18 protein-coding genes are annotated in these 19,330 nt (G+C 59.6%); 11 read left to right on the top strand and 7 right to left on the bottom strand.

Features of this window, described 5'->3' with window-relative positions; genetic code table 11:
- The first annotated feature begins 87 nt into the window (after positions 1-87).
- A complete protein-coding gene (locus ACR0FE_RS16075) occupies positions 88-789 on the top strand; it encodes an SDR family oxidoreductase (RefSeq protein WP_480913861.1) in 702 nt (233 codons plus the stop codon).
- Positions 790-791: 2 nt separating this feature from the next.
- On the opposite strand, the gene ACR0FE_RS16080 is transcribed toward ACR0FE_RS16075, so the two are convergent.
- From ACR0FE_RS16080 to ACR0FE_RS16095, 4 genes are read right to left on the bottom strand one after another with little or no spacing between them, the layout of a single operon-like run.
- Positions 792-2,063: an NAD(P)/FAD-dependent oxidoreductase gene (locus tag ACR0FE_RS16080; protein WP_480913863.1), complete on the bottom strand. Its 1,272-nt coding sequence runs from the start codon at positions 2,061-2,063 to the stop codon at positions 792-794.
- A 39-nt stretch (positions 2,064-2,102) separates the two neighbouring features.
- Positions 2,103-3,137 carry an ACP S-malonyltransferase gene (locus ACR0FE_RS16085; protein WP_480913865.1) on the bottom strand — a complete coding sequence of 345 codons (1,035 nt, stop codon included), beginning with the start codon at positions 3,135-3,137 and terminating at the stop codon, positions 2,103-2,105.
- Positions 3,134-5,326 carry a dehydrogenase E1 component subunit alpha/beta gene (locus ACR0FE_RS16090; protein WP_480913867.1) on the bottom strand — a complete coding sequence of 731 codons (2,193 nt, stop codon included), beginning with the start codon at positions 5,324-5,326 and terminating at the stop codon, positions 3,134-3,136. The genes ACR0FE_RS16085 and ACR0FE_RS16090 overlap by 4 nt, the downstream gene beginning before the upstream one ends.
- A gap of 22 nt (positions 5,327-5,348) precedes the next feature.
- Positions 5,349-6,515, bottom strand: coding sequence for a pyridoxal phosphate-dependent aminotransferase (locus ACR0FE_RS16095; protein ID WP_480913868.1), 1,167 nt, complete (start codon positions 6,513-6,515; stop codon positions 5,349-5,351).
- Positions 6,516-6,612: 97 nt separating this feature from the next.
- Between ACR0FE_RS16095 and ACR0FE_RS16100 the strand changes: the two genes are divergently transcribed.
- A complete protein-coding gene (locus tag ACR0FE_RS16100) occupies positions 6,613-7,509 on the top strand; it encodes a LysR substrate-binding domain-containing protein (protein WP_170615905.1) in 897 nt (298 codons plus the stop codon).
- Between the two features lie 30 nt (positions 7,510-7,539).
- Positions 7,540-8,064, top strand: a complete 525-nt coding sequence (locus tag ACR0FE_RS16105; RefSeq protein WP_170615903.1) for a GNAT family N-acetyltransferase — start codon at positions 7,540-7,542, stop codon at positions 8,062-8,064.
- A 103-nt stretch (positions 8,065-8,167) separates the two neighbouring features.
- On the opposite strand, the gene ACR0FE_RS16110 is transcribed toward ACR0FE_RS16105, so the two are convergent.
- Entirely contained in the window at positions 8,168-9,325 is a 1,158-nt protein-coding gene (locus tag ACR0FE_RS16110) for an acyl-CoA dehydrogenase family protein (RefSeq protein ID WP_170615901.1), read from the bottom strand.
- A gap of 139 nt (positions 9,326-9,464) precedes the next feature.
- Complete coding sequence (locus tag ACR0FE_RS16115; RefSeq protein ID WP_170682180.1) at positions 9,465-10,028, bottom strand: TetR family transcriptional regulator; 564 nt, start codon at positions 10,026-10,028, stop codon at positions 9,465-9,467.
- A gap of 300 nt (positions 10,029-10,328) precedes the next feature.
- Between ACR0FE_RS16115 and ACR0FE_RS16120 the strand changes: the two genes are divergently transcribed.
- Entirely contained in the window at positions 10,329-10,793 is a 465-nt protein-coding gene (locus tag ACR0FE_RS16120) for a nuclear transport factor 2 family protein (protein WP_480913870.1), read from the top strand.
- A gap of 11 nt (positions 10,794-10,804) precedes the next feature.
- Positions 10,805-11,425, top strand: coding sequence for a pyridoxamine 5'-phosphate oxidase family protein (locus ACR0FE_RS16125; protein ID WP_480913872.1), 621 nt, complete (start codon positions 10,805-10,807; stop codon positions 11,423-11,425).
- 226 nt (positions 11,426-11,651) lie between these two features.
- Here ACR0FE_RS16125 and ACR0FE_RS16130 read toward each other — a convergent pair whose 3' ends face one another.
- On the bottom strand, positions 11,652-12,314 hold the full coding sequence (locus ACR0FE_RS16130; RefSeq protein WP_480913874.1) for a TetR/AcrR family transcriptional regulator: 663 nt from the start codon (positions 12,312-12,314) through the stop codon (positions 11,652-11,654).
- A gap of 64 nt (positions 12,315-12,378) precedes the next feature.
- Here ACR0FE_RS16130 and ACR0FE_RS16135 point away from each other — a divergent pair, with 64 nt between their 5' ends.
- From ACR0FE_RS16135 to cueR, 6 genes are all read left to right on the top strand, one after another.
- Positions 12,379-13,695, top strand: coding sequence for a flavin-containing monooxygenase (locus ACR0FE_RS16135; protein ID WP_480913876.1), 1,317 nt, complete (start codon positions 12,379-12,381; stop codon positions 13,693-13,695).
- Positions 13,692-14,594: a bile acid:sodium symporter family protein gene (locus ACR0FE_RS16140; RefSeq protein ID WP_480913878.1), complete on the top strand. Its 903-nt coding sequence runs from the start codon at positions 13,692-13,694 to the stop codon at positions 14,592-14,594. The genes ACR0FE_RS16135 and ACR0FE_RS16140 overlap by 4 nt, the downstream gene beginning before the upstream one ends.
- On the top strand, positions 14,591-15,523 hold the full coding sequence (locus ACR0FE_RS16145) for an SDR family oxidoreductase (RefSeq protein ID WP_480913880.1): 933 nt from the start codon (positions 14,591-14,593) through the stop codon (positions 15,521-15,523). The genes ACR0FE_RS16140 and ACR0FE_RS16145 overlap by 4 nt, the downstream gene beginning before the upstream one ends.
- Positions 15,520-16,278, top strand: coding sequence for an SDR family NAD(P)-dependent oxidoreductase (locus ACR0FE_RS16150; RefSeq protein ID WP_480913882.1), 759 nt, complete (start codon positions 15,520-15,522; stop codon positions 16,276-16,278). The genes ACR0FE_RS16145 and ACR0FE_RS16150 overlap by 4 nt, the downstream gene beginning before the upstream one ends.
- 88 nt (positions 16,279-16,366) lie before the next feature.
- Positions 16,367-18,847 carry a heavy metal translocating P-type ATPase gene (locus ACR0FE_RS16155; RefSeq protein ID WP_480913884.1) on the top strand — a complete coding sequence of 827 codons (2,481 nt, stop codon included), beginning with the start codon at positions 16,367-16,369 and terminating at the stop codon, positions 18,845-18,847.
- On the top strand, positions 18,844-19,233 hold the full coding sequence (cueR, locus tag ACR0FE_RS16160; protein ID WP_480913886.1) for a Cu(I)-responsive transcriptional regulator: 390 nt from the start codon (positions 18,844-18,846) through the stop codon (positions 19,231-19,233). The genes ACR0FE_RS16155 and cueR overlap by 4 nt, the downstream gene beginning before the upstream one ends.
- Positions 19,234-19,330: the final 97 nt, after the last annotated feature.

Raw genomic sequence — 19,330 nt, forward strand, 5'->3', positions numbered from 1 at the left:
TTCTACTGTTTTATGGCAGAAGAACTGATTGGTCAAACCCGGCCGCAACCTCCACATTCAATCCAGGCATTCAATCGGAGAGAAGAAATGGCAAAAGTGGCTCTGATCACGGCAGGCGGCAGCGGCATGGGGGCGGATGCGGCCCGGCGGCTGGCGGCGGATGGCTTCAAGGTCGGCATCCTGTCCTCATCCGGCAAGGGCAAGGCGCTGGCGGATGAGTTGGGCGGCGTCGGTGTCACCGGATCGAACCAGTCCAATGACGATCTGCAAAGGCTGGTTGATACGTCCATGGCACAATGGGGCCGCATTGACGTGCTGGTCAATTCCGCCGGACACGGACCGCGCGCGCCTGTTCTGGAACTGACGGACGAGGACTGGCACACCGGAATGGACGTCTATTTCATGAATGCTGTCCGCCCGACACGGCTGGTCACACCAATCATGCAGACGCAGGGCGGCGGATCGATCATCAACATCTCGACCTTCGCCGCATTCGAACCGGATCCGGTGTTTCCGACCTCAGGCGTGTTCCGGGCTGGGCTGGCGGCCTTTACAAAACTGTTTTCGGACAAATACGCAGCAGACAATATCCGCATGAACAACGTCCTGCCCGGCTTTATCGACAGCTTGCCCGAGAAAGAGGAATTCCGGGCGCGCATACCCATGGGAAGGTACGGTCGCAGCTATGATGAGATCGCGTCCGTCGTTGCCCTGCTGGCATCCGAAGGAGGCGGGTACATCACGGGTCAGAACTTTCGCGTCGACGGTGGCATCACACGATCCGTCTGACCTCACAACCGTGCCTTCACCAGATGCATCAACGCCGCGCCTGTTTCGAAAAAGGCGCGGCGCAATCCTGTCCAGCCTTCACGATGCGCATCCACGGGCTGTACTGGCAGCACTGACGGATCATCCATCAGAAGGCTTTCGGCCATGAGACGCCCAAACACGGTTCCCGGCCCGATGCCGCGCCCGGAAAAGCCGTGTGCGGACAAGGCGCGCGGTCCAATCCAAGTGATTTTCGGGATGTGATCCGATGTCATTGCAATTCGCCCATGCCAGCCATCTGTCAGCGGCTGATCCGCCAGTTGCGGATAAAGCTCGGCCATCTTGCGGCGTACCCACCCGGAATGAGCCCACCGCCCGGCGTGGCCCAGATCCCCCATCGCGCCGATGATAAAGCGCCCATCGGCATCCATTCTGAAGGATGTCATGATCAGGCCGGTGTCCCAGCACCCTTCGCCGCCCGCAAGGATGCTTTCGCGCACATCATCCGGCAAAGGCTGCGTTGCGTATTGGAAATAGTAGACCGGCACATAGGCAGGCGCGGTTTCCTGCAGGTCGCAGTGATAGGCGTTTGTCGCCTGAATGAGCGCCTTGGCCCGAACAACTCCGCCTTCCGTGATCAGTGACCAGCCGCCCTCGTTCTGTGTCAACGAACGCACGGGGCTGTTCGTGAACACCCGCGCCCCGGCCGCGATTGCGGCCCGGGCAAGCCCCTGAACATAAGATAGCGGCTGGATGGTTCCCGCTCGGGGGTCAAAAAGCGCACCGTGAAACGCGGAACTGCCGGTACGTCTACTGGTATCCTCGGCAGTCAACAGCTCGACCGGCGCGCCGGATGCGCGGAGCTGCGCATGGCGTTTCGCAATGTCCTGATTGCCTGCCGGGGAATGTGCGCAATGCAATGTCCCGTTCCTGACCGGCGCACAGTCAATTCCGTGTTGCCCGATCAGGCGAAAGACTTCGTCCGGAGCCCCGGCCAACAGGTCAATCAGTCGGTCGCCTTCCGCCTTACCGAGATACGCGCGGATGTCGTCCGGAGGCAGCCATAGGCCCGCATTGGACAGCCCCACATTGCGCCCCGATCCGCCGTGCCCGATCTCCTGCGCCTCGAGCAGACAGACCGATGCGCCTGCTTTGGCGGCCGTCAGGGCAGCGGAACAGCCGGTGTACCCCCCGCCGATTATCGCCAGATCCACGGTCAGATCGGCAGTCAGCCGGGTGCTGTCCACATGCTCGCGGCTGGTATTCAGCCACAATGGCTTTTCATGATCGCTCAACTCGACGCCCTCGGATTCGCACCAGTCCTCATCGGTGTATCAGCCGGTTACCAGCATTCTCTGATCGTCGCGACCCATGGCAATCAAAAGGGGCTCTGCCTCCTGTCGGCCCTGAAACGCAGCCTTGTCGGCCATGCCCTGCCAATTTGCCAGAACCAGTGATTGCGCGACCGCGCCACCAAGCGTTGCGCCCGGCCCGGTGACAATGAACAGATCGGGGGCAAACTCGCGCGCGGCGGTCTGCACGGCACGTGAAAAGTCATAGGTTTCCGTGACCTGATGCCCCAGCGTGTAGTCCCAAAGCGCCTCTGTGTCGGTTGCGCCGGGCCACCAGATCTTGCCGCGTCCGTCGATCAGCGGCAGATCCGGCTGAGCGAACAGTTCCTGGCCAAGCAGGGCACGGCCCCTAGCTGCAACCGGTGCCTGAAGCCCGGTATGGAACGCCGCGTGATTTGCCAGTCGCATAGGAAACCGTTCCTGCACCACCGGCTGCGACTGCTCAAACGCTTTCAGCCCGTCCTCGTTACCCGCCAGCACAAGCATCCCACCCAGATCAATGGAGAGTGCCAGAGCGTGTCCGTTTAACGCATCAATTCTCGCCACATCTGCCAGCAACTCAGCCTTCCGTGCAGGATCGTTCACCCAATCGTCACCCACAAACGGATATACCAGCTGACCACCAATCAGCTGTTCCTGCATGAGGGTTCCCATCGTGTTAACCACCCGGAACCCATCTCGCGTACTCAACGCGCGCGCGGCGGCCAGTGCGATATACCACCCCATCGAATTGCCGGTAACGGCCACAATTTCGATATCGTCCGAAAGCGACTGAGCATCCGCAAGCGACGCCGCATAAATCAGGGGTGAGGCCACATCGCCTCTGGAGTACTTGCCGACCATATAGCGCTGAGCGCCATCCAGCGCCGTGACACCTTCCTGACCCGCTTCGGCGCGAATGGCATCAAACCCGGCGAACATGTTCATCCGATCCGAATGGTGTCGGTGCAGATAACCCAGTTCGGGCTTGTTATAGGTACCCCGTCCGGGGCAGATCACAACGGCGGTTCGGGTCATGGCTGCACTCCGGTCAGCTTCAGTGCAGAGGCGACGATACCATCTTTGGACGGCAGCGGCGCGGCATAGGCGGGGCCCGTCGCTATGAAACAATCTTCGGCCACGATGCGGGCGGTTGGTATCCCGTCACTTTCTTCGCAAAAGAACGTCATCAGCGCCTCGGACTGGCTTCCGGTCCTGCGGCATTCGTCCACGATCAACACATGCCGGCACGGTTTGGTAGCCTGCCGCAACGCGTCTTCCGGCAGGGGGGCCAGCCAGCGCATATCGATGACACGCACGCTCAGCCCTGCGGCCTCCAGTTCGGGCAAAGCCTGCCGCGACAGGTAATGTCCGTTGCCATAGGTCACGATCGCAAGATCGGTTCCTGCGCCATGCACGCCCACATCCCCCAACGCAATTCTCTGGTCGGGCGAAGGATAGGTCGTCATCCAACCGCCATCCTGCGGTGCATGCAGATCCCGCATCGGATACAGCGCGATGGGTTCCAGGAACACCACCACCCGTTGCTCTTCCCGGGCCAGACGGGCACACTCGCGCAACATTTTCGCTGCATCCACTCCGTTCGACGGGCAGGCAATGATCACACCCGGTATGTCCCGCAACACTGCCAGCGAGTTGTCGTTGTGGAAATGCCCCCCAAAGCCTTTCTGATATCCAAGGCCCGCAATCCGCAGAACCATCGGGTTCGAGAACTGCCCGTTCGAGAAAAACGGCAGAGTCGCCGCCTCGCCCCGGATCTGATCCTCGGCGTTGTGCAGATAGGCGAGGAACTGAATTTCCGGGATCGGAATGAACCCGTTGTGCCCCATTCCGATCGCCAGCCCCAGGATGGATTGCTCGTCCAGAAGGGTGTCGATGACCCGATCCGGCCCGAACCGTTGCTGCAGCTTCTGGGTTACGCCATAGACACCGCCCTTGCGCCCGACATCTTCGCCCATGCAGACGATCTCGCGATGTTCCAGCATCAGATCGGTCAGCGCCCAGTTGATCAGGCGACTCATCGGTTGCGGTTCATCCATTGCCCGCATGTCACCGCCAAACGCCGTGGATCGCGCACCGGCGCTGGGGCCGTTTGTGGGTTTGCAGACGCGTTTTGGTGGGACCAGGCTGGCCACAACGTCTTCGGCACTGGTCAGATGCGGGCGGGTCGCGGCCTCGGCGGCGATCCGGTCAGTACGGGCGCAGGTCTGGTTATAGATTTTCAATGCCTCGTCCGGCGTCATGGCCCCGGCCTGATCCAGCAGGCGAACGGTATGCAGCAAGGGATCGTTGGCTTCATCGGCCTCGACCTCGGATTTGCTGAGATAGGTTGTCGGCACATCCGCCCCCGCATGGCCATAAAGACGAACTGTTTTCAGATGCAGGAAAGCGGGCTTGCGGCGCGTCCGGACATATTCGGCGGCCTCCTGTGCCACGGCAAAGGTTTCGAAAATATCCAGCCCGTTGGCCTGGAAGTACTTGATGCCCGGCCGATGCTCCATCGAGGCCTGAATCCAGCCTTTTGGCGTCTTCATCGAAATACCGATGCCGTTGTCCTCGCAGACAAACAACAAGGGCAGCGGCGTTGACTGCACACTGGTCCAGCCGGCCGTGTTGATTGCACCCTGTGCAGTCGAGTGATTGGCCGACGCATCACCGAAGGAACACATGGCGATCCCGTCTGCGGGCAGGTCCCGATGCTCGGGGTCATGACGCCGGGCGGCACCCAGCGAATAGGCCGCGCCCACGGCCTTGGGCAAATGACTGGCAATGGTCGAGGTTTGCGGCGGTATCATCAGCGCCCGGGATCCCAGCACCTTGTGCCGGCCGCCTGACGTCGGATCCTCTTTCGAGCAGGCAAAGCTGAGAAGCATGTCCCAGGCGATCTGCTGACCAGGGACCTGTTCAGCCCGCGCAATCTGAAACGCGGCATCGCGGTAGTGCAGAAAGGCAATGTCGGTCGGCCGAAGCGCGTGGGCCACGGCCGCCATGCCTTCGTGCCCTGAAGAACCGATGGTATAAAACCCTTGACCTGCCTTCTGCATCGCCCGGCTTGTCCGGTCCAGCGCACGGCTGAGAACCTGCGATCGGTAGAGCGAGACAGCCTCGGGCCCGCTTAGCCCCGGATGCGGCGGCGCGCCTTCGGGCAAGTCGCGACGGGCGACGCGGGTCAGGAAGTTGTCGTGAACGATCTGGGCGCGGTCCATTGCAAATCCCCGGTCTTTGAATTCAAATCTTTTCGACGGCGGCCGCGATGCGGCTCAGCCCTTGTTGCAGGCTTTCGGTGGCATAAGCAAAAGAAAGCCGCAGATGCCCCGGCATCCCGAAGGCCCGCCCCGGCACCAGCGCGACACCTGCTTCCTCCAGCAGGTAACGGCAAAATTCGTGATCGACCGGCATTTTAGGTGGAGTTTCGGGGAACACATAAAAAGCCCCGTCCGGCACCGCACATTTCATCCCCGCCGCATTCAGACCACGGACCACCAGATCACGGCGCGCCTGCATTTCGGTGCGCCGGTCCACCAACAAATCCTGCGGTCTGGTAATCGCAGCCAAAGCCGCAGCCTGCGCGACCGAACACGTACCCGAAGTGATCTGCCCCTGCACCGCGATCATCGCCTTGATCAAGGGTTCAGGCCCAATACCCCAGCCGATCCTCCAACCGGTCATCGAATAGGCTTTGGACACGCCGTTTACAGTCAGCGTCCGGTGCGCAAGCTCGGGCAAGGCCTCGACAAACGGGGAAAACGGCACATAGGACAAATGCTGATAAATCTCGTCGGCAATGACCCAGACCTGCGGATGACGTTGCAACACCGCGCCCAAAGCCTGCAATTCCGCCTTGGAATAGACTGCTCCCGTCGGGTTTGACGGCGTATTGAGCAGCAGCCAGCGCGTGCGCGGCGTGATCGCCGCCTCCAACTGTGCTGGCAAGAGTTTGAAACCTTGCTGTTTCGGGCACTCCAACACCACAGGCACACCGCCCGCCAGCCTGACCATGTCTGCATAGCTGGTCCAGAACGGCGCCGCGGTGATAACTTCATCGCCCGGGTTCAGGGTTGCCATCAGCGCGCCGGACAAAACCTGCTTGGCACCTGTCGACACGATGACATTCGCGGGCCCGACCCCCGCTTGGCCTGCAATCGCCGCGCGCAGGGCCGGTGTTCCCCCCGTGGCCGGGTATCGCGTCTGACCCTGAACAGCAGCAAGATGCGCGGCCTCGACCACGTGCGGCGGCGTGGGAAAGTCGGGTTCTCCAGTGCTGAGCGCGATCACATCCACGCCCTCGGCCCGAAGACGCGCCGCATGTTCGGAGATCTGAACGATTTCCGAAAGCTCTATCCCGTCGAGCCGCTCGGCCCGGTTAAACTCGGCCACTGTTTCTAGACTGCCCATTTGCCAGATTCCTGTTACCCATCAGCCTGCCCTGTATCGGGCTAGCAGCTTCGCAATGCCAGTGATATTCCATCCGAAAGGTATGAGGATTCGTTATATGATTGCGCCGCGCCGTTTTCTGCCTTCGATCCCGTCGTTGCTGGCGCTGGAAGCGGTTGATCGCCTCGGCAGCGCCTCGGCAGCGGCCGAGGAACTGTCGCTGACGCAAAGTGCGATCAGCCGTCAGCTCAAAACCATGGAGGAGCAGCTGGGGGTTGAACTGATCCGGCGCACCCAGATGCGCCTGCATCTGACACCGGCGGCCAAGGAATATGTCCAGATTGCCCGAACCGCACTGCACCAGCTTGCGCAGGCCTCTCTCAAGCTCAAGGCAAACCCGACGGGCGGATCGCTGAGCCTGTCCATTCTGCCCGCGTTTGGCATGCATTGGCTGGCCCCCCGGCTTCAGGATTTTGCACGCCGTCACCCCGAAGTGACCGTGAACCTGAATACCCGCCTCAGACCGTTTGACTTCCAGACCGAGCATTTCGATGCCGCCATCCATTTCGGACAACGGGACTGGCCCGGCGTCAATTACCTGCCCATCATGCGGGAAGACATTCTGCCTGTCTGCGCCCCGGATCTTCTGCCAAAGAATCAAGGCGATATTGAATGGCTGACATCGGCCCCATTGCTGCACATCGAAACCCGCCCGGACGCGTGGGAGCAATGGTTCGCGATACAGGGACACCCCGTCAAAGGCTTGACCGGAATGATGTTCGATCAGTTCTCAACCATGATTCAGGCCACAATCCACAGGCTGGGTGTCGCACTGCTTCCCAGCTATCTGGTTGCCGAGGATCTCAGGAAAGGCAGACTGTCGCTGGCGTGGCAGGGTCCGCCGGTCAGCCTGGGTGACTATTACCTGGTGTGGCCGCAGCACCGACCTGCCGCAACACCGCTTGTTTCTTTCCGCACCTGGCTTGAGGGGCAGGTCGCAACACCACCGGATTAAGCGGCTGGACCGCTGTCAAAGGAGGCCGAATTGGACGACAAGATCACCATTCGCGAAACGGGCGCATCAGATCGGGCACAGATTCTGGAATTGTACCCTGAAGCGTTCCCGGACGAAGATCTGACACCGCTGGTCGCGGAACTTCTGACGCTGGAAAAGGATATCCTGTCACTGGGTGGGTTCATCGGTGATCGGCTGGTGGCCCATGTCCTTTTCACCACCTGCCGGACAGAAAACGACCCGGCACCGGGGGCCCTGTTGGGGCCGCTTGCCGTTTCATCGGACCTTCAGCGACAGGGGATCGGCACACGGCTGGTCAACGCAGGCATCAGCAAGCTTGAGACACTCGGGAACCAGCAGGTCTATGTGCTTGGTGATCCGCAGTATTACAGCCGTTTTGGGTTTCTTGCGGAAGACCGGGTATCCACGCCCTATCCCATTCCAACGGAATGGGCCCCGGCGTGGCAGTCCCTGCACATCAACCGGAACCAGACAAAGGCGTCTGGCGTTCTACACCTGCCAGATCCGTGGATGAACCCTACTTTGTGGGGCTGATCCATCTGCTGTCACGAACGCAGCGCGCCCCGGCGCGCTGCGCGGCCCAACAGGAGGAGGTGTTCCGCAAGGAACATTGACGACTGGCGGGAGCGTTCAGGACTCAGACGTCCAGGGAACGGGCGATGAGCTCCTTCATCACCTCATTTGTCCCGCCGTAGATCATCTGAACCCGCGCATCCGCATAAAGGCGGGCAATCGGATACTCCATCATGAACCCGTATCCACCAAACAGTTGCAGGCATTCATGCATGACCTCGTTCTGAACCTCGGAGCCCCAGTACTTCACCATTGACGCCGTGGCCGCATCCAGTTCGCTCGCTTCAAGCTTTCCGATACAGTCATTCACAAAGCTGCGCAGAACTTCGGCCTTGGTCTTGCATTCGGCCAGCTTGAATCGCGTGTTCTGAAAATCCATCACGCGCTGGCCAAAGGCTTTTCGTTCCTGCGTGTATTTCACCGTTTCTGCGATGGCGAAGTCGATCGCGCCCAGTGCCATGATGCCAATGGTCAGACGCTCCCAGGGCAGCTGCTTCATCAACTGATAAAAGCCCTGCCCCTCTTCCGGGCCGATCAGGTTCGTCATCGGAACCTTGACGTCTTCAAAAAACAGCTCGGCCGTGTCGTTGGCCTTCATACCCAGTTTCTTCAAGTTGCGGCCCCGACGAAACCCCTCCGCGCCGTCGGTTTCAACCGCAATCAGGGACACCCCTTTGGACCCCTGCGATTTGTCGGTCTTCGCCACCACAAGGACAAGATCGGCTGTCTGGCCATTGGTGATGAATATCTTGGATCCGTTGATCCGGTACGAATTGCCATCCTTATCAGCCGTGGTTCGCACCGCCTGCAGGTCTGACCCGGTTCCCGGCTCGGTCATGGCAATGGCGCCGACCATCTCGCCGCTGGCCAGTTTTGGCAGCCATTTCTGTTTCTGATCTTCGCTGCCATAGGTGGTGATGTAATGGGTTACGATGGACTGAATCCCAAATCCCCATCCGGCATCGCCTCGTGAAGCCTGTTCGTACAGCGTGACCGAGTCGAACCCCATGCCGCCACCGACGCCGCCGTAAGCCTCGTCAATCGAGCCCGCCATCAGGCCGGTCTCGCCCGCTTTCGTCCAGAACGCGCGATCAACGATCCCCTGATCGACCCAGCGATCAATGCTCGGGACAAGCTCGTCATCCATGAACCGGCCGGCCATTTCGGCAAACATCCGGTGTTCGTCGGTGACCCATGCGGCGGTCGAAGTGAAAAGCGACATATCGTATTCTCCGGTCTTTGATAGTCCGATGCTATCCCCGGCCCCGAATTCTTCCAATCCGCGTGACGCCGCGTCCTTAATCCTTGCTACGCGACGTTCCATTACGCGGTCTGGCGTCTGACCTGCTCATCAAATCCGATCATGTCAGCGCGTGGTCCAGCAGAACCTGCGCCGCCTCCTTTGCATCCTGCGCAGGGTCGCATTTTTTCAGAAGAACCGCCGTCACAATCGCGCCTTCTTGCAAAAGCAGCAGCTGGCACCCCAGACTTTCGGGATCACGAACCCCGGCCTTGCGGCACAGATCGGTCATGTAGTCCAGAAGCAACCGCTTGTGCTCGGCCGCCTGAACGTGGATCGGGTGGTCTTTTTCCTGATACTCCGCCCCGGCCTTGATGAACATGCAGCCGCGGTATTTGTCTTCCTCGAACCATTCCTTCAGCACATCGAAACTGGCGATCAGCTGACCGGCGGGCGTTTCGGAAAGGTCTTCAATCCTTCGGACGAACCAGTTTCGGAAGTTTTCATCTCGCAGGCGCAATGCCGCAAGGATCAACTCCTCCTTGGTGCGGAAATGCTTGTACATCGATGTTTTGGATACGCCTGTTTCAACCACCAGCTTGTCCATTCCGGTGGCATGAAAACCGTCCCTGTAGAAAACCTCCAAGGCCTTGCGGACAAGCTCATCACGTTTGTTGGGGCGCATTCCTAGCTCCTGATTGTACCAATCAGTACATATACAATTTCTAAAGAGGCTTCAATGACAACAATTAACATATTGTTTTATAACGCTATTACCAAAGTCAGGAGGGTGAAGTCGAATATTTTGAAAAAAGGGGCTTGAAAACATGTACCGATCTGTACATCTTATCATCAAGATTGACCGATCTGTACACCAAAGGATTTCAACGATGCGACGCCGTGCCAGCCTATTTTCACCGCAGTACGTTCCCTTTCTTCTGACTCTGGCGCTGATCACGGCCGCCTTAACCTGAAAGCCTGTAATATGAACCGCCCCCCTTTGCCGCCCTTCACGCATGTAACGGCCACCCGGAAAGTGCGCATGGCGGAAAACGCCTGGAACAGCCGCGACCCGGACGTCGTAACGCCCGCCTACACGGAAGACAGCCGCTGGAGAAACCGCGCCGAGTTCCTGAGCGGCCACACCGAGATTCACGCGTTTCTGACACGAAAATGGGCCAAGGAGCTTGAGTACCGCTTGATCAAGGAATTATGGACCTATCGCGACCATCGCATCGCTGTACGGTATGCTTATGAATGGCACGACGACAGCGGTCAGTGGTTCCGGTCATATGGCAACGAAAACTGGGAATTTGCTGAAGACGGCCGAATGGCCTCGCGCCACACGTCGCTGAATGACCTGCCGATCACGGTAGAACAACGCATGTTCCACTGGCCCGCAGGACAGCGCCCCGACGACCATCCCGGCCTGTCTGATCTGGGTCTCTGAAAGGACAGCCCATGCCACGCGCGTTTTCCGAACTGACCTTCACCCCCGCCGTTCGCGCCCATCAGGAGAGGATGGGTTCGGCGCGAAGTTATGCCAAGTTCCTGGACAGCGGTCCGCAAAAGGGGCACCTGATCGGAGAGGCTGAAAAGGCATTCATTCAGGCCCGCGATAGTTTTTACCAATCCACTGTATCCGAGACCGGTTGGCCCTATGTTCAATTCCGCGGCGGTCCAGTCGGGTTCCTGAAGGTGCTGGGGCCGCAAACCCTTGGATACGCTGAATTTTCAGGCAACAAACAGTACATTTCACGCGGGAATTTGGACGGCAACGACCGGATTGCCCTGATCCTGATGGATTATGCCAATCAGCGCCGTCTGAAGATTCTGGGACGGGTCGAATTCACCGAAGGCGAAGCCGCAGCCGCCAGTCTTTACCCTGACAACGCCGAAGCCCCCGCCGAGCGCGCAGTGATCATCAAGGTCGAGGCCTTGGACTGGAACTGCCCCCGCCACATCACCCCTCGTTTCACCGAGGCCGAGCTTCGGCCTCACCTGAATTCGCTTGGCCAGCAACTGGCGCAGCTTCAGGCCGAAAACGAAAAGCTCAGGCAGCAATTGGCAGGGCGATCCTGAACACGACGTCAACAACGCTCCTTACCCTTGAATTAGAACAAGGAATTACCCGAATGATGCGATCAACAATGAATTTGGCCAGCGCGCTGTTAGCTGGCATCGTTTTTTCACTGGCAGTGACTTCGTTTGGGTTCTTTGCCTCGCCCGAAGCGGTTCGAACGTCTCCGCCCGCGGCGTATAACTCGCTTCTGCTGATACAGTTTGAATCCAGGTAACGCCGAACCGTCTAGGGGTTTGCGGATCGAACAAGCGCTTCGATCCCTGCCGCGCAAAAATCGATCAGTTCGTCGGTCCCGGCAAGTTGTCCGCCTTCTGACAAGGCATCCACCCGCCATGCACTGTTGAGATGCGCCAGAACTGCGGACACCGAATACACCTGCCCGCTGGCCAGCAAAGCGGCATCAACCTTCGGGTACAGCACAGCGATTTCCGCAATGAAACGCCGCGCCGTTGGGTCGAAGCATTCCGCCGCGATGGCGCGCCAGCGCGGGTCCACAGACACATGCGCCACCAGACGCCCATAGGCCATCCATCCCGCTCCGCCCGTTTCGGCTAACGTAATGTAAGGCCGAATGAAGCAGTCCAGAACACCGCGCAGTGTTGGCTGACCAGCTTCTTTCAACGCGTTCAGGGCGTCCAGCCGGATTTGGGCCAGTTCATCCGCGCGACGCGCAACGGTCTTGTGAAACAACTCTTCCTTGCCGCCTCCGTGGTGATGCACCAACCCGACTTGCACACCGGCTTTGGCCGCGATGTCCCTGATCGACGCCCCTTCGAATCCGCGATCGGCAAACAGCGCCTCGGCCGCGTCCAGAATGCGCGCCCGGGTCTGCAGCGATCGTTTCGATGGTGCCCTTTGTCGTTTTATTTCAGTCACTTTGGCGGTCATGAAAATCATCTTGCCTTATTTTGTACGATCGTTCAACTTAAGCCGTGCGAACAGGGGAGAGTTCATGTCAGAAAAGCGCGAGGCATTCGCCCTCATCGGGGCGGGCCCGATGGGGTTGGCTGCGGCCAAGGTGCTAAAGGAACAAGGTATTCCATTTCAGGGGTTCGAGCTGCATTCGGATGTCGGTGGTCTGTGGGACATTGATGCCCCCAGATCAACCATGTATGAAACTGCGCACCTGATCTCGTCAAAACGGATGACGGAATTTACCGACTTCCCAATGGAGGATGGTGTCGCCGAATATCCGTCGCATCGGGCAATGCGGGATTATTTTCGCGCCTTTGCTGATCACTTCGATCTGCGCAAGTTCTTCACATTCAATGCCGAGGTAACGAAAGCTAGGCCGTTGGGCGCACCCGGCGATGGCTGGCGCGTTTGCTGGCGGGATCAGGACGGGGAACATGAGGCCGAGTTTGCCGGTGTTCTGATCGCCAACGGCACCCTGTCCGAACCTAACATGCCGCAGTTCGCAGGCACTTTTGAAGGCGAACTGATCCACGCCTCGCAATACAGGTATCCCCAACAGTTCGATGGCAAACGCGTGCTGATCGTGGGCGCAGGAAACTCGGGTTGCGACATTGCGGTGGACGCCATTCACCATGCCGTGCGCTGCGATCTGTCGATGCGGCGGGGGTACTATTTCGTTCCGAAGTACGTGTTTGGGAAGCCAGCTGATACGATGGGCGGAATGATCCGCCTGCCCATGTGGCTGAAGCGCAAGATCGACAGCCTGATCCTTGGGTGGTTCGTCGGCGATCCGCAGAAATACGGCTTTCCCAAACCGGACTACAGACTGTACGAGAGCCATCCTATCGTGAACTCACTGGTGCTGTACCACGCGGGTCACGGAGATCTGCGCGTTCGGCCCGACATTCAGCAGATCGACGGCAAAACTGTGCATTTCACAGATGGCGGCAGCGAAGACTATGATATGATCCTCGCCGCGACCGGGTACAAACTGCATTACCCGTTCATCGACCCGGATCTGCTGAACTGGCAGGGCGATGCGCCGCATCTTTACCTCAACTCCATGCATCCGGACCGCGACGACCTGTTTGTTCTGGGCATGATCGAAGCGACCGGTCTGGGCTGGCAGGGACGCCACGAGCAAGCCGAGATGGTGGCGCGCTATATTAAAGGTATTCAGAGCGGCTGCACCGCGGCGGCCGAACTGAAAACCACAAAACAAAAATCCTATGAGCGCGCCACCGGGGGCATGAACTACCTCAACCTCGCCCGCATGGCGTATTACGTGGACAAGGCGACCTACCGCAAAGCGGTCACCGGCTGGATCGACAAGTTCAGGAAAGCCGCCCCATGACCGGCATCGATGAAATTACCCTGAACTTCAGCCCTGCCTCTCTGACTTTGCTGAATGGCATTCTTGCAATCGTGATGTTTTCGATTGCAATCGACCTCACCCCGCAGGATTTCAACCGCCTGCGCCGGGCGCCCAAGCCTGTGATCGTGGGGCTGACCTCACAATTCGTGGTGCTGCCTGCGCTGACGTTTGTACTGGTCTGGCTGGCGGCCCCGCGTCCTTCGATTGCTCTCGGGTTGATCCTTGTCGCAGCCTGTCCCGGCGGCAATATTTCTAACTTCATAACGCATCGTGCTGGCGGCAATGCCGCCCTGTCCGTATCGATGACTGCATTCGCCACGATCGGGGCAATCGCAATGACCCCGTTCAACATTGCGTTTTGGGGCGGGCTTTATCCACCTACCCGGGAAATCCTTCAAAGAACGGCAATCGACCCCTGGCAGATTGCGATCATCGTGGGGCTGATGCTGATCCTGCCTCTGGTGCTTGGCATGGCGCTGAACCAGCGCCGGCCGGATCTGACCGCGCGGTTGCGGACACCGCTGCAGTACCTGTCCATGGGCATCTTCGTTGCGTTCATCATTCTTGCTCTGGCGGCCAACTGGGACTTTTTCCTGGGCTTTGCCGGAGCCGTCGCCGGGCTTGTGATCATTCACAACGCGCTGGCTTTTGGGGGCGGTTGGGTTGTGGCCACTCTGACCCGGCTGTCCCCCTATGACCGCCGTGCCATAACGATCGAAACCGGTATTCAGAATTCCGGCCTCGGGCTGGTCCTGATATTCGCGTTCTTCAACGGATTGGGCGGCATGGCCGTTGTGGCAGCCTTCTGGGGCATCTGGCACGCGATCTCGGGGATTGCGCTGGCAACTGCCATGGCCCGGACCGAGGCGGCCCGATGACCCGCATCCTGATTACCGGTGCCGCCGGAACAGTCGGGCGCGCCCTTCTGGCCGAAGTCCGAGACCTTGCTGTATTTGCCACAGACCTGAACCGACCGTCCGACCTGCCCGAAGACATCGCGTTTCTGCATCTGGACGTGACCACTGACGAAGCGGCCCGTGTGATCGCAAAGGTGAAGCCGGAAGTCATAGTTCATCTGGCCTCGATTGTGACACCACCGCCCGGAATGGGCCGCCAGAAAGCGTTTGATGTGGATGTCACAGGCACAAAAAACGTGTTGAACGCTGCAATTTCCAATGGCGTTCGGCGGCTGGTCGTCACGTCGTCGGGCGCTGCCTACGGCTATCACCCGGATAACCGCGTCCCGCTGCGCGAAAAGGATCCGCTGCGTGGCAATGCCGAATTTCCCTATGCCGACCACAAACGGCAGGTCGAGGAGATGCTGGCCGAGGCCCGTCAACGTGCGCCGCAGCTTGAGCAGGTTGTCCTGCGCGTGGGCACTGTACTGGGGGAAGGCACGGACAATCAGATTACGGCGCTGTTTCACAAACCTCGCCTGCTGGCGGTGTCCGGCAGTAACAGTCCCTTTGTCTTCATCTGGACCCGCGATCTGGCGCGTATACTGAAACGTGCGGCGACAGATGGACCGGCCGGTATCTTCAACGTGGCCGGCGACGGAGCGCTGGGAATAACAGAACTGGCGCACCTCCTGAACAAACCTGTTTTGCGCCTGCCTGCGTGGGCGATCCGATCAGTCCTGAGCCTTGCCCGCCCCCTTGGCCTGTCGCGATACGGACCGGAACAGGTGCGATTTCTGCAATACCGGCCGGTGCTGGACAACACTGCGCTGAAAACCGATTTCGGATACACCCCGGAAAAGACCAGCGCCGAGGTATTCGCGCTGTGGAAAGGATGGGCGGGGCTATGAAAACGGCGGTGATATCCGGCGGCGCAGGTGGGCTGGGTCGGGCCTTGTCAGCGGAGCTTCAGCGGCGGGGCTGGCGTGTTGTCCTGCTGGATCTGAATGTTTCAGATCTTACGGCGACCCCAACACAGCTTCCGATCGGGTGCGACCTGACGAAACCCGAGCAGTTGCAGGAAGCGGTCCTTGAGACCATCAAATCCAGCGATGGCATCGATCTGGTCATCTACAATGCAGGTGTCACCCAGATTCGCGGGTTTGACGTTTCCGATGATATCAGCCATCGCAAACTGTTCGAGATCAACTATTTCGCCGCCGTCGCAATGGCGCGCGCGTTTCTTTCGGAACTTCGCAAAACGCAGGGCACGCATCTGGCGATCTCGTCGGTCGCGGGCTTCGCGCCGCTTTATCATCGTACGGCCTATGCTGCCTCGAAACATGCGCTTGAAGGGTTTTTCAAATCGCTTCGATCCGAAGAGGGGCCGCACGGCGTCAGAGTGCATATTGCCGCGCCGTCCTTTGTTTCCACCAATCCCGGCAATGCCGAAACGCAGGCAGATGGAATGGCACGTCCCGGCTCGGCATCCGATGAAATGGACGCAATGAGCCCCGAAAAAGCCGCCGAGGTCATCCTGCGGGGGTTGGACAGGTCCAAGCCCATGATCCCGGTCGGGCGTGTTGCGCGCCTTGCGTGGTGGCTCAACAGTTTGTCACCGCGCCTGTATCAGCGACTGATGGAACGGAACATACGCGGATCCTGAATTCGGACAAAAAACCAGTCGAACCCCTTGACCTTCCCGTGACTGGAACCCCCATGTGCAGGGAAGAACTTATGTCGGGACGAGTCGGATGGCTGAACTGAAAACACTGCAACTCACGATCACGGGCATGGGATGCGCTTCCTGTGTCGGACGTGTGGAAGCGGCGCTTCGGGGTGTTTCCGGCGTCACTGACGCTTCTGTCAATTTCGCAACGGAAACGGCACAGGTTTCAGTCGAAGGCCCCTTGGCACCGCTGGTTCAGGCGTTGGACAGCGCTGGATACCCGGCTGCAACCCAGCAAGCGACGCTGAGAATCGAGGGGATGAGTTGCGCTTCATGCGTGTCCCGGATTGAACGGGCCTTACTGGCCAGCCCCGGTGTCATTGATGCGCAGGTCAACCTGGCGACCCAGACAGCACTGGTTTCCTACCTCCTAGGGACGACGACCCCCGAGGCACTGGCGCAGGTGTCGGACGGAATCGGGTATACCGCGCATGTCGACCAGGGGAATGCGCCTGATCCCACGCCCGCCGATAAATCGGACAAGTTGAACGCCCTCCGTCGCTCGACCCTGCTGGCGGCGGTTCTGGCGTTACCGGTTTTTGTGCTTGAGATGGGCGGGCACATGGTCCCTGCCTTCCATCATTGGGTGCAGGCACATATCGGCGCGCAAACCAGCCACATGATCCAGTTTCTTCTGACCGCGGTTCTGCTGGTTGGCCCCGGTCGTGTCTTTTATGCCAAAGGCGTCCCGTCCCTGCTGCGTGGCGCGCCCGATATGAATGCGCTGGTTGCCCTCGGCACAGGCGCGGCTTTTCTTTATTCAGTCATCGCCACCTTTGCGCCCGGAATACTGCCGCAAGGAACGGCGAATGTTTATTTCGAAGCGGCCGCCGTCATCATCGTGCTGATCCTTTTGGGACGCCTGCTGGAAGCGCGCGCCAAGGGTCGAACAGGTGCCGCTATCCGCAGGCTGATTGGGTTGCAGCCCAAAACGGCGCGGGTTGAAAGGAACGGCATGGTTGCAGACACGCCCGTCGCAGACATTGTGGTGGACGACATCCTGCAAATCCGCCCGGGCGAGCGCGTTCCGGTGGACGCCGAAGTGCTGGACGGCACATCGTATCTGGACGAAAGCATGATTACCGGCGAACCGGTGCCGGTCGGGAAATCCGCCGGAGACACAGTGGTCGGCGGCACGGTCAACGGCACCGGTGCGCTGCGCGTCCGCGCCATACGCGTGGGGGCGGACACCGTGCTGGCCCAGGTCATACAGATGGTTGAAAAGGCGCAGGGCGCGAAACTGCCAATTCAGGGTCTTGTCGACCGCATAACCTATTATTTTGTTCCTGTGGTCATTGCGGTGGCAATGCTTACAATCGCGCTGTGGCTTGTTTTCGGCCCCGAACCCGCACTGCCCCTGGCGCTGGTTGCGGGCGTTTCGGTGCTGATCATAGCCTGCCCCTGCGCGATGGGGCTGGCAACGCCGACCTCAATCATGGTCGGCACCGGGCGCGCGGCCGAATTGGGTGTTCTGTTCCGCAAAGGTGATGCCCTGCAGCAATTGCAACAGGCGCAGGTCATCGCTTTTGACAAAACCGGAACGCTGACGTTGGGCCGGCCCGAGCTTGACGGCATTATCCCGGCCAACGGATTTGACCCGAAAAAAATGCTGCGCCTTGCCGCCGCGCTTGAGGCCCGGTCCGAACATCCAATTGCCACCGCGATCACAAGGGCCGGTCCATCGGATGTGCCTGAGCTGTCCGGGTTTGAATCGATGACCGGGCTTGGCGTACGCGCCGAGGTCGAAGGACAGGACGTCATGATCGGTTCAGCGAAGCTGATGATGCAAAACGGAATAGACATTGACGATCTGAGGGCCGAGGCGGACAGGCGCGCGGCATCGGGGGCCACGCCCTTGTATGTTGCCATTGACGGCGCGGCAGCGGCCTTGATTGCCGTATCCGATCCGGTCAAGCCGGGAACAAAAGAAGCGTTGGCGCAGCTTCGCGATATGGGGCTGAACCTTGCAATGATCACTGGCGACAACGCCCGCACCGCGCAGGCGCTGGCCGATGAGTTGGGCATTGACCATGTCGTGGCCGATGTTTTGCCCGATGGAAAACTTGCCGCGGTCACCGAACTGCAGGACAGTCTTGGCGTGTTAGCCTTTGTTGGCGACGGGATCAACGATGCGCCGGCGCTGGCTGCTGCAGATATCGGCCTTGCCATTGGTACGGGAACGGATGTGGCAATCGAGACGGCAGACATCGTTTTGATGTCCGGCGATCTGCGGGGCGTCGTGAACGCCTTGGAAATCAGCCGCCGGACTATGCGCAACATCCGCCAGAACCTCGGCTGGGCCTTTGGCTACAACACGCTGCTGATCCCCGTCGCCGCGGGCGTCTTGTTCCCGTTTGGCGGGCCACTGCTGTCCCCGGCGCTCGCGGCGGGGGCGATGGCCTTGTCCAGCGTCTTTGTTGTGACCAACGCACTGCGTTTGCGGCGGGTGAGCGTCAGCGCGCCCGTACCCTCTGCAATCCCAACAACCCAATCGGTGACACCATGAATATCGGAGACGTTGCCAGCCAGACCGGTCTGCCCGCTAAAACCATCCGGTATTACGAGGATATCGGACTGATCAGGCCCATACGTGATGACAACGGCTATCGCAGGTTTCGCGAACAGGACGTGCACAAGCTGATCTTTCTGGGTCGCGCCCGTGCATTGGGGTTTACCATAGGCGATTGCAGGACACTGCTGGCCCTTTACGAAGATGAAACCCGCGCCAGTGCTGATGTCAAAAAGGTCGCACGCGATCACCTGGCGCAGATCGAAATCAAGATTGCGGATCTCAACGCCATGCGTGACACGCTAAGCCATCTGATTGACGCCTGCGCCGGAGACAATCGGCCCGACTGTCCAATCCTCAGCGATCTGAGCCGCAAAAGCTGACACGGGGTTGCCCTTTGCCCGCAGCTTTGCTTTGTCTCTGCTGAACATTCCGGCCCGCCACAAAACGGAGGCAGGGCCGGTCAACTGGGAGGATCAC

The sequence above is a fragment of the Ruegeria sp. K7 genome (assembly GCF_056531785.1).

Excerpts from the sequence above, each read along its gene's own strand:
- ACR0FE_RS16075 (WP_480913861.1), top strand. The coding sequence starts at position 88 with ATGGCAAAAGTGGCTCTGATCACGGCAGGCGGCAGCGGCATGGGGGCG.
- ACR0FE_RS16130 (WP_480913874.1), bottom strand. The coding sequence starts at position 12,314 with ATGACCGCCAAAGTGACTGAAATAAAACGACAAAGGGCACCATCGAAA.
- ACR0FE_RS16155 (WP_480913884.1), top strand. The coding sequence starts at position 16,367 with ATGGCTGAACTGAAAACACTGCAACTCACGATCACGGGCATGGGATGC.
- ACR0FE_RS16145 (WP_480913880.1), top strand. The coding sequence starts at position 14,591 with ATGACCCGCATCCTGATTACCGGTGCCGCCGGAACAGTCGGGCGCGCC.
- ACR0FE_RS16085 (WP_480913865.1), bottom strand. The coding sequence starts at position 3,137 with ATGACCCGAACCGCCGTTGTGATCTGCCCCGGACGGGGTACCTATAAC.
- ACR0FE_RS16125 (WP_480913872.1), top strand. The coding sequence starts at position 10,805 with ATGCCACGCGCGTTTTCCGAACTGACCTTCACCCCCGCCGTTCGCGCC.
- ACR0FE_RS16115 (WP_170682180.1), bottom strand. The coding sequence starts at position 10,028 with ATGCGCCCCAACAAACGTGATGAGCTTGTCCGCAAGGCCTTGGAGGTT.
- ACR0FE_RS16100 (WP_170615905.1), top strand. The coding sequence starts at position 6,613 with ATGATTGCGCCGCGCCGTTTTCTGCCTTCGATCCCGTCGTTGCTGGCG.
- ACR0FE_RS16140 (WP_480913878.1), top strand. The coding sequence starts at position 13,692 with ATGACCGGCATCGATGAAATTACCCTGAACTTCAGCCCTGCCTCTCTG.
- ACR0FE_RS16135 (WP_480913876.1), top strand. The coding sequence starts at position 12,379 with ATGTCAGAAAAGCGCGAGGCATTCGCCCTCATCGGGGCGGGCCCGATG.
- ACR0FE_RS16090 (WP_480913867.1), bottom strand. The coding sequence starts at position 5,326 with ATGGACCGCGCCCAGATCGTTCACGACAACTTCCTGACCCGCGTCGCC.
- ACR0FE_RS16120 (WP_480913870.1), top strand. The coding sequence starts at position 10,329 with ATGAACCGCCCCCCTTTGCCGCCCTTCACGCATGTAACGGCCACCCGG.
- ACR0FE_RS16095 (WP_480913868.1), bottom strand. The coding sequence starts at position 6,515 with ATGGGCAGTCTAGAAACAGTGGCCGAGTTTAACCGGGCCGAGCGGCTC.
- cueR (WP_480913886.1), top strand. The coding sequence starts at position 18,844 with ATGAATATCGGAGACGTTGCCAGCCAGACCGGTCTGCCCGCTAAAACC.
- ACR0FE_RS16150 (WP_480913882.1), top strand. The coding sequence starts at position 15,520 with ATGAAAACGGCGGTGATATCCGGCGGCGCAGGTGGGCTGGGTCGGGCC.
- ACR0FE_RS16110 (WP_170615901.1), bottom strand. The coding sequence starts at position 9,325 with ATGTCGCTTTTCACTTCGACCGCCGCATGGGTCACCGACGAACACCGG.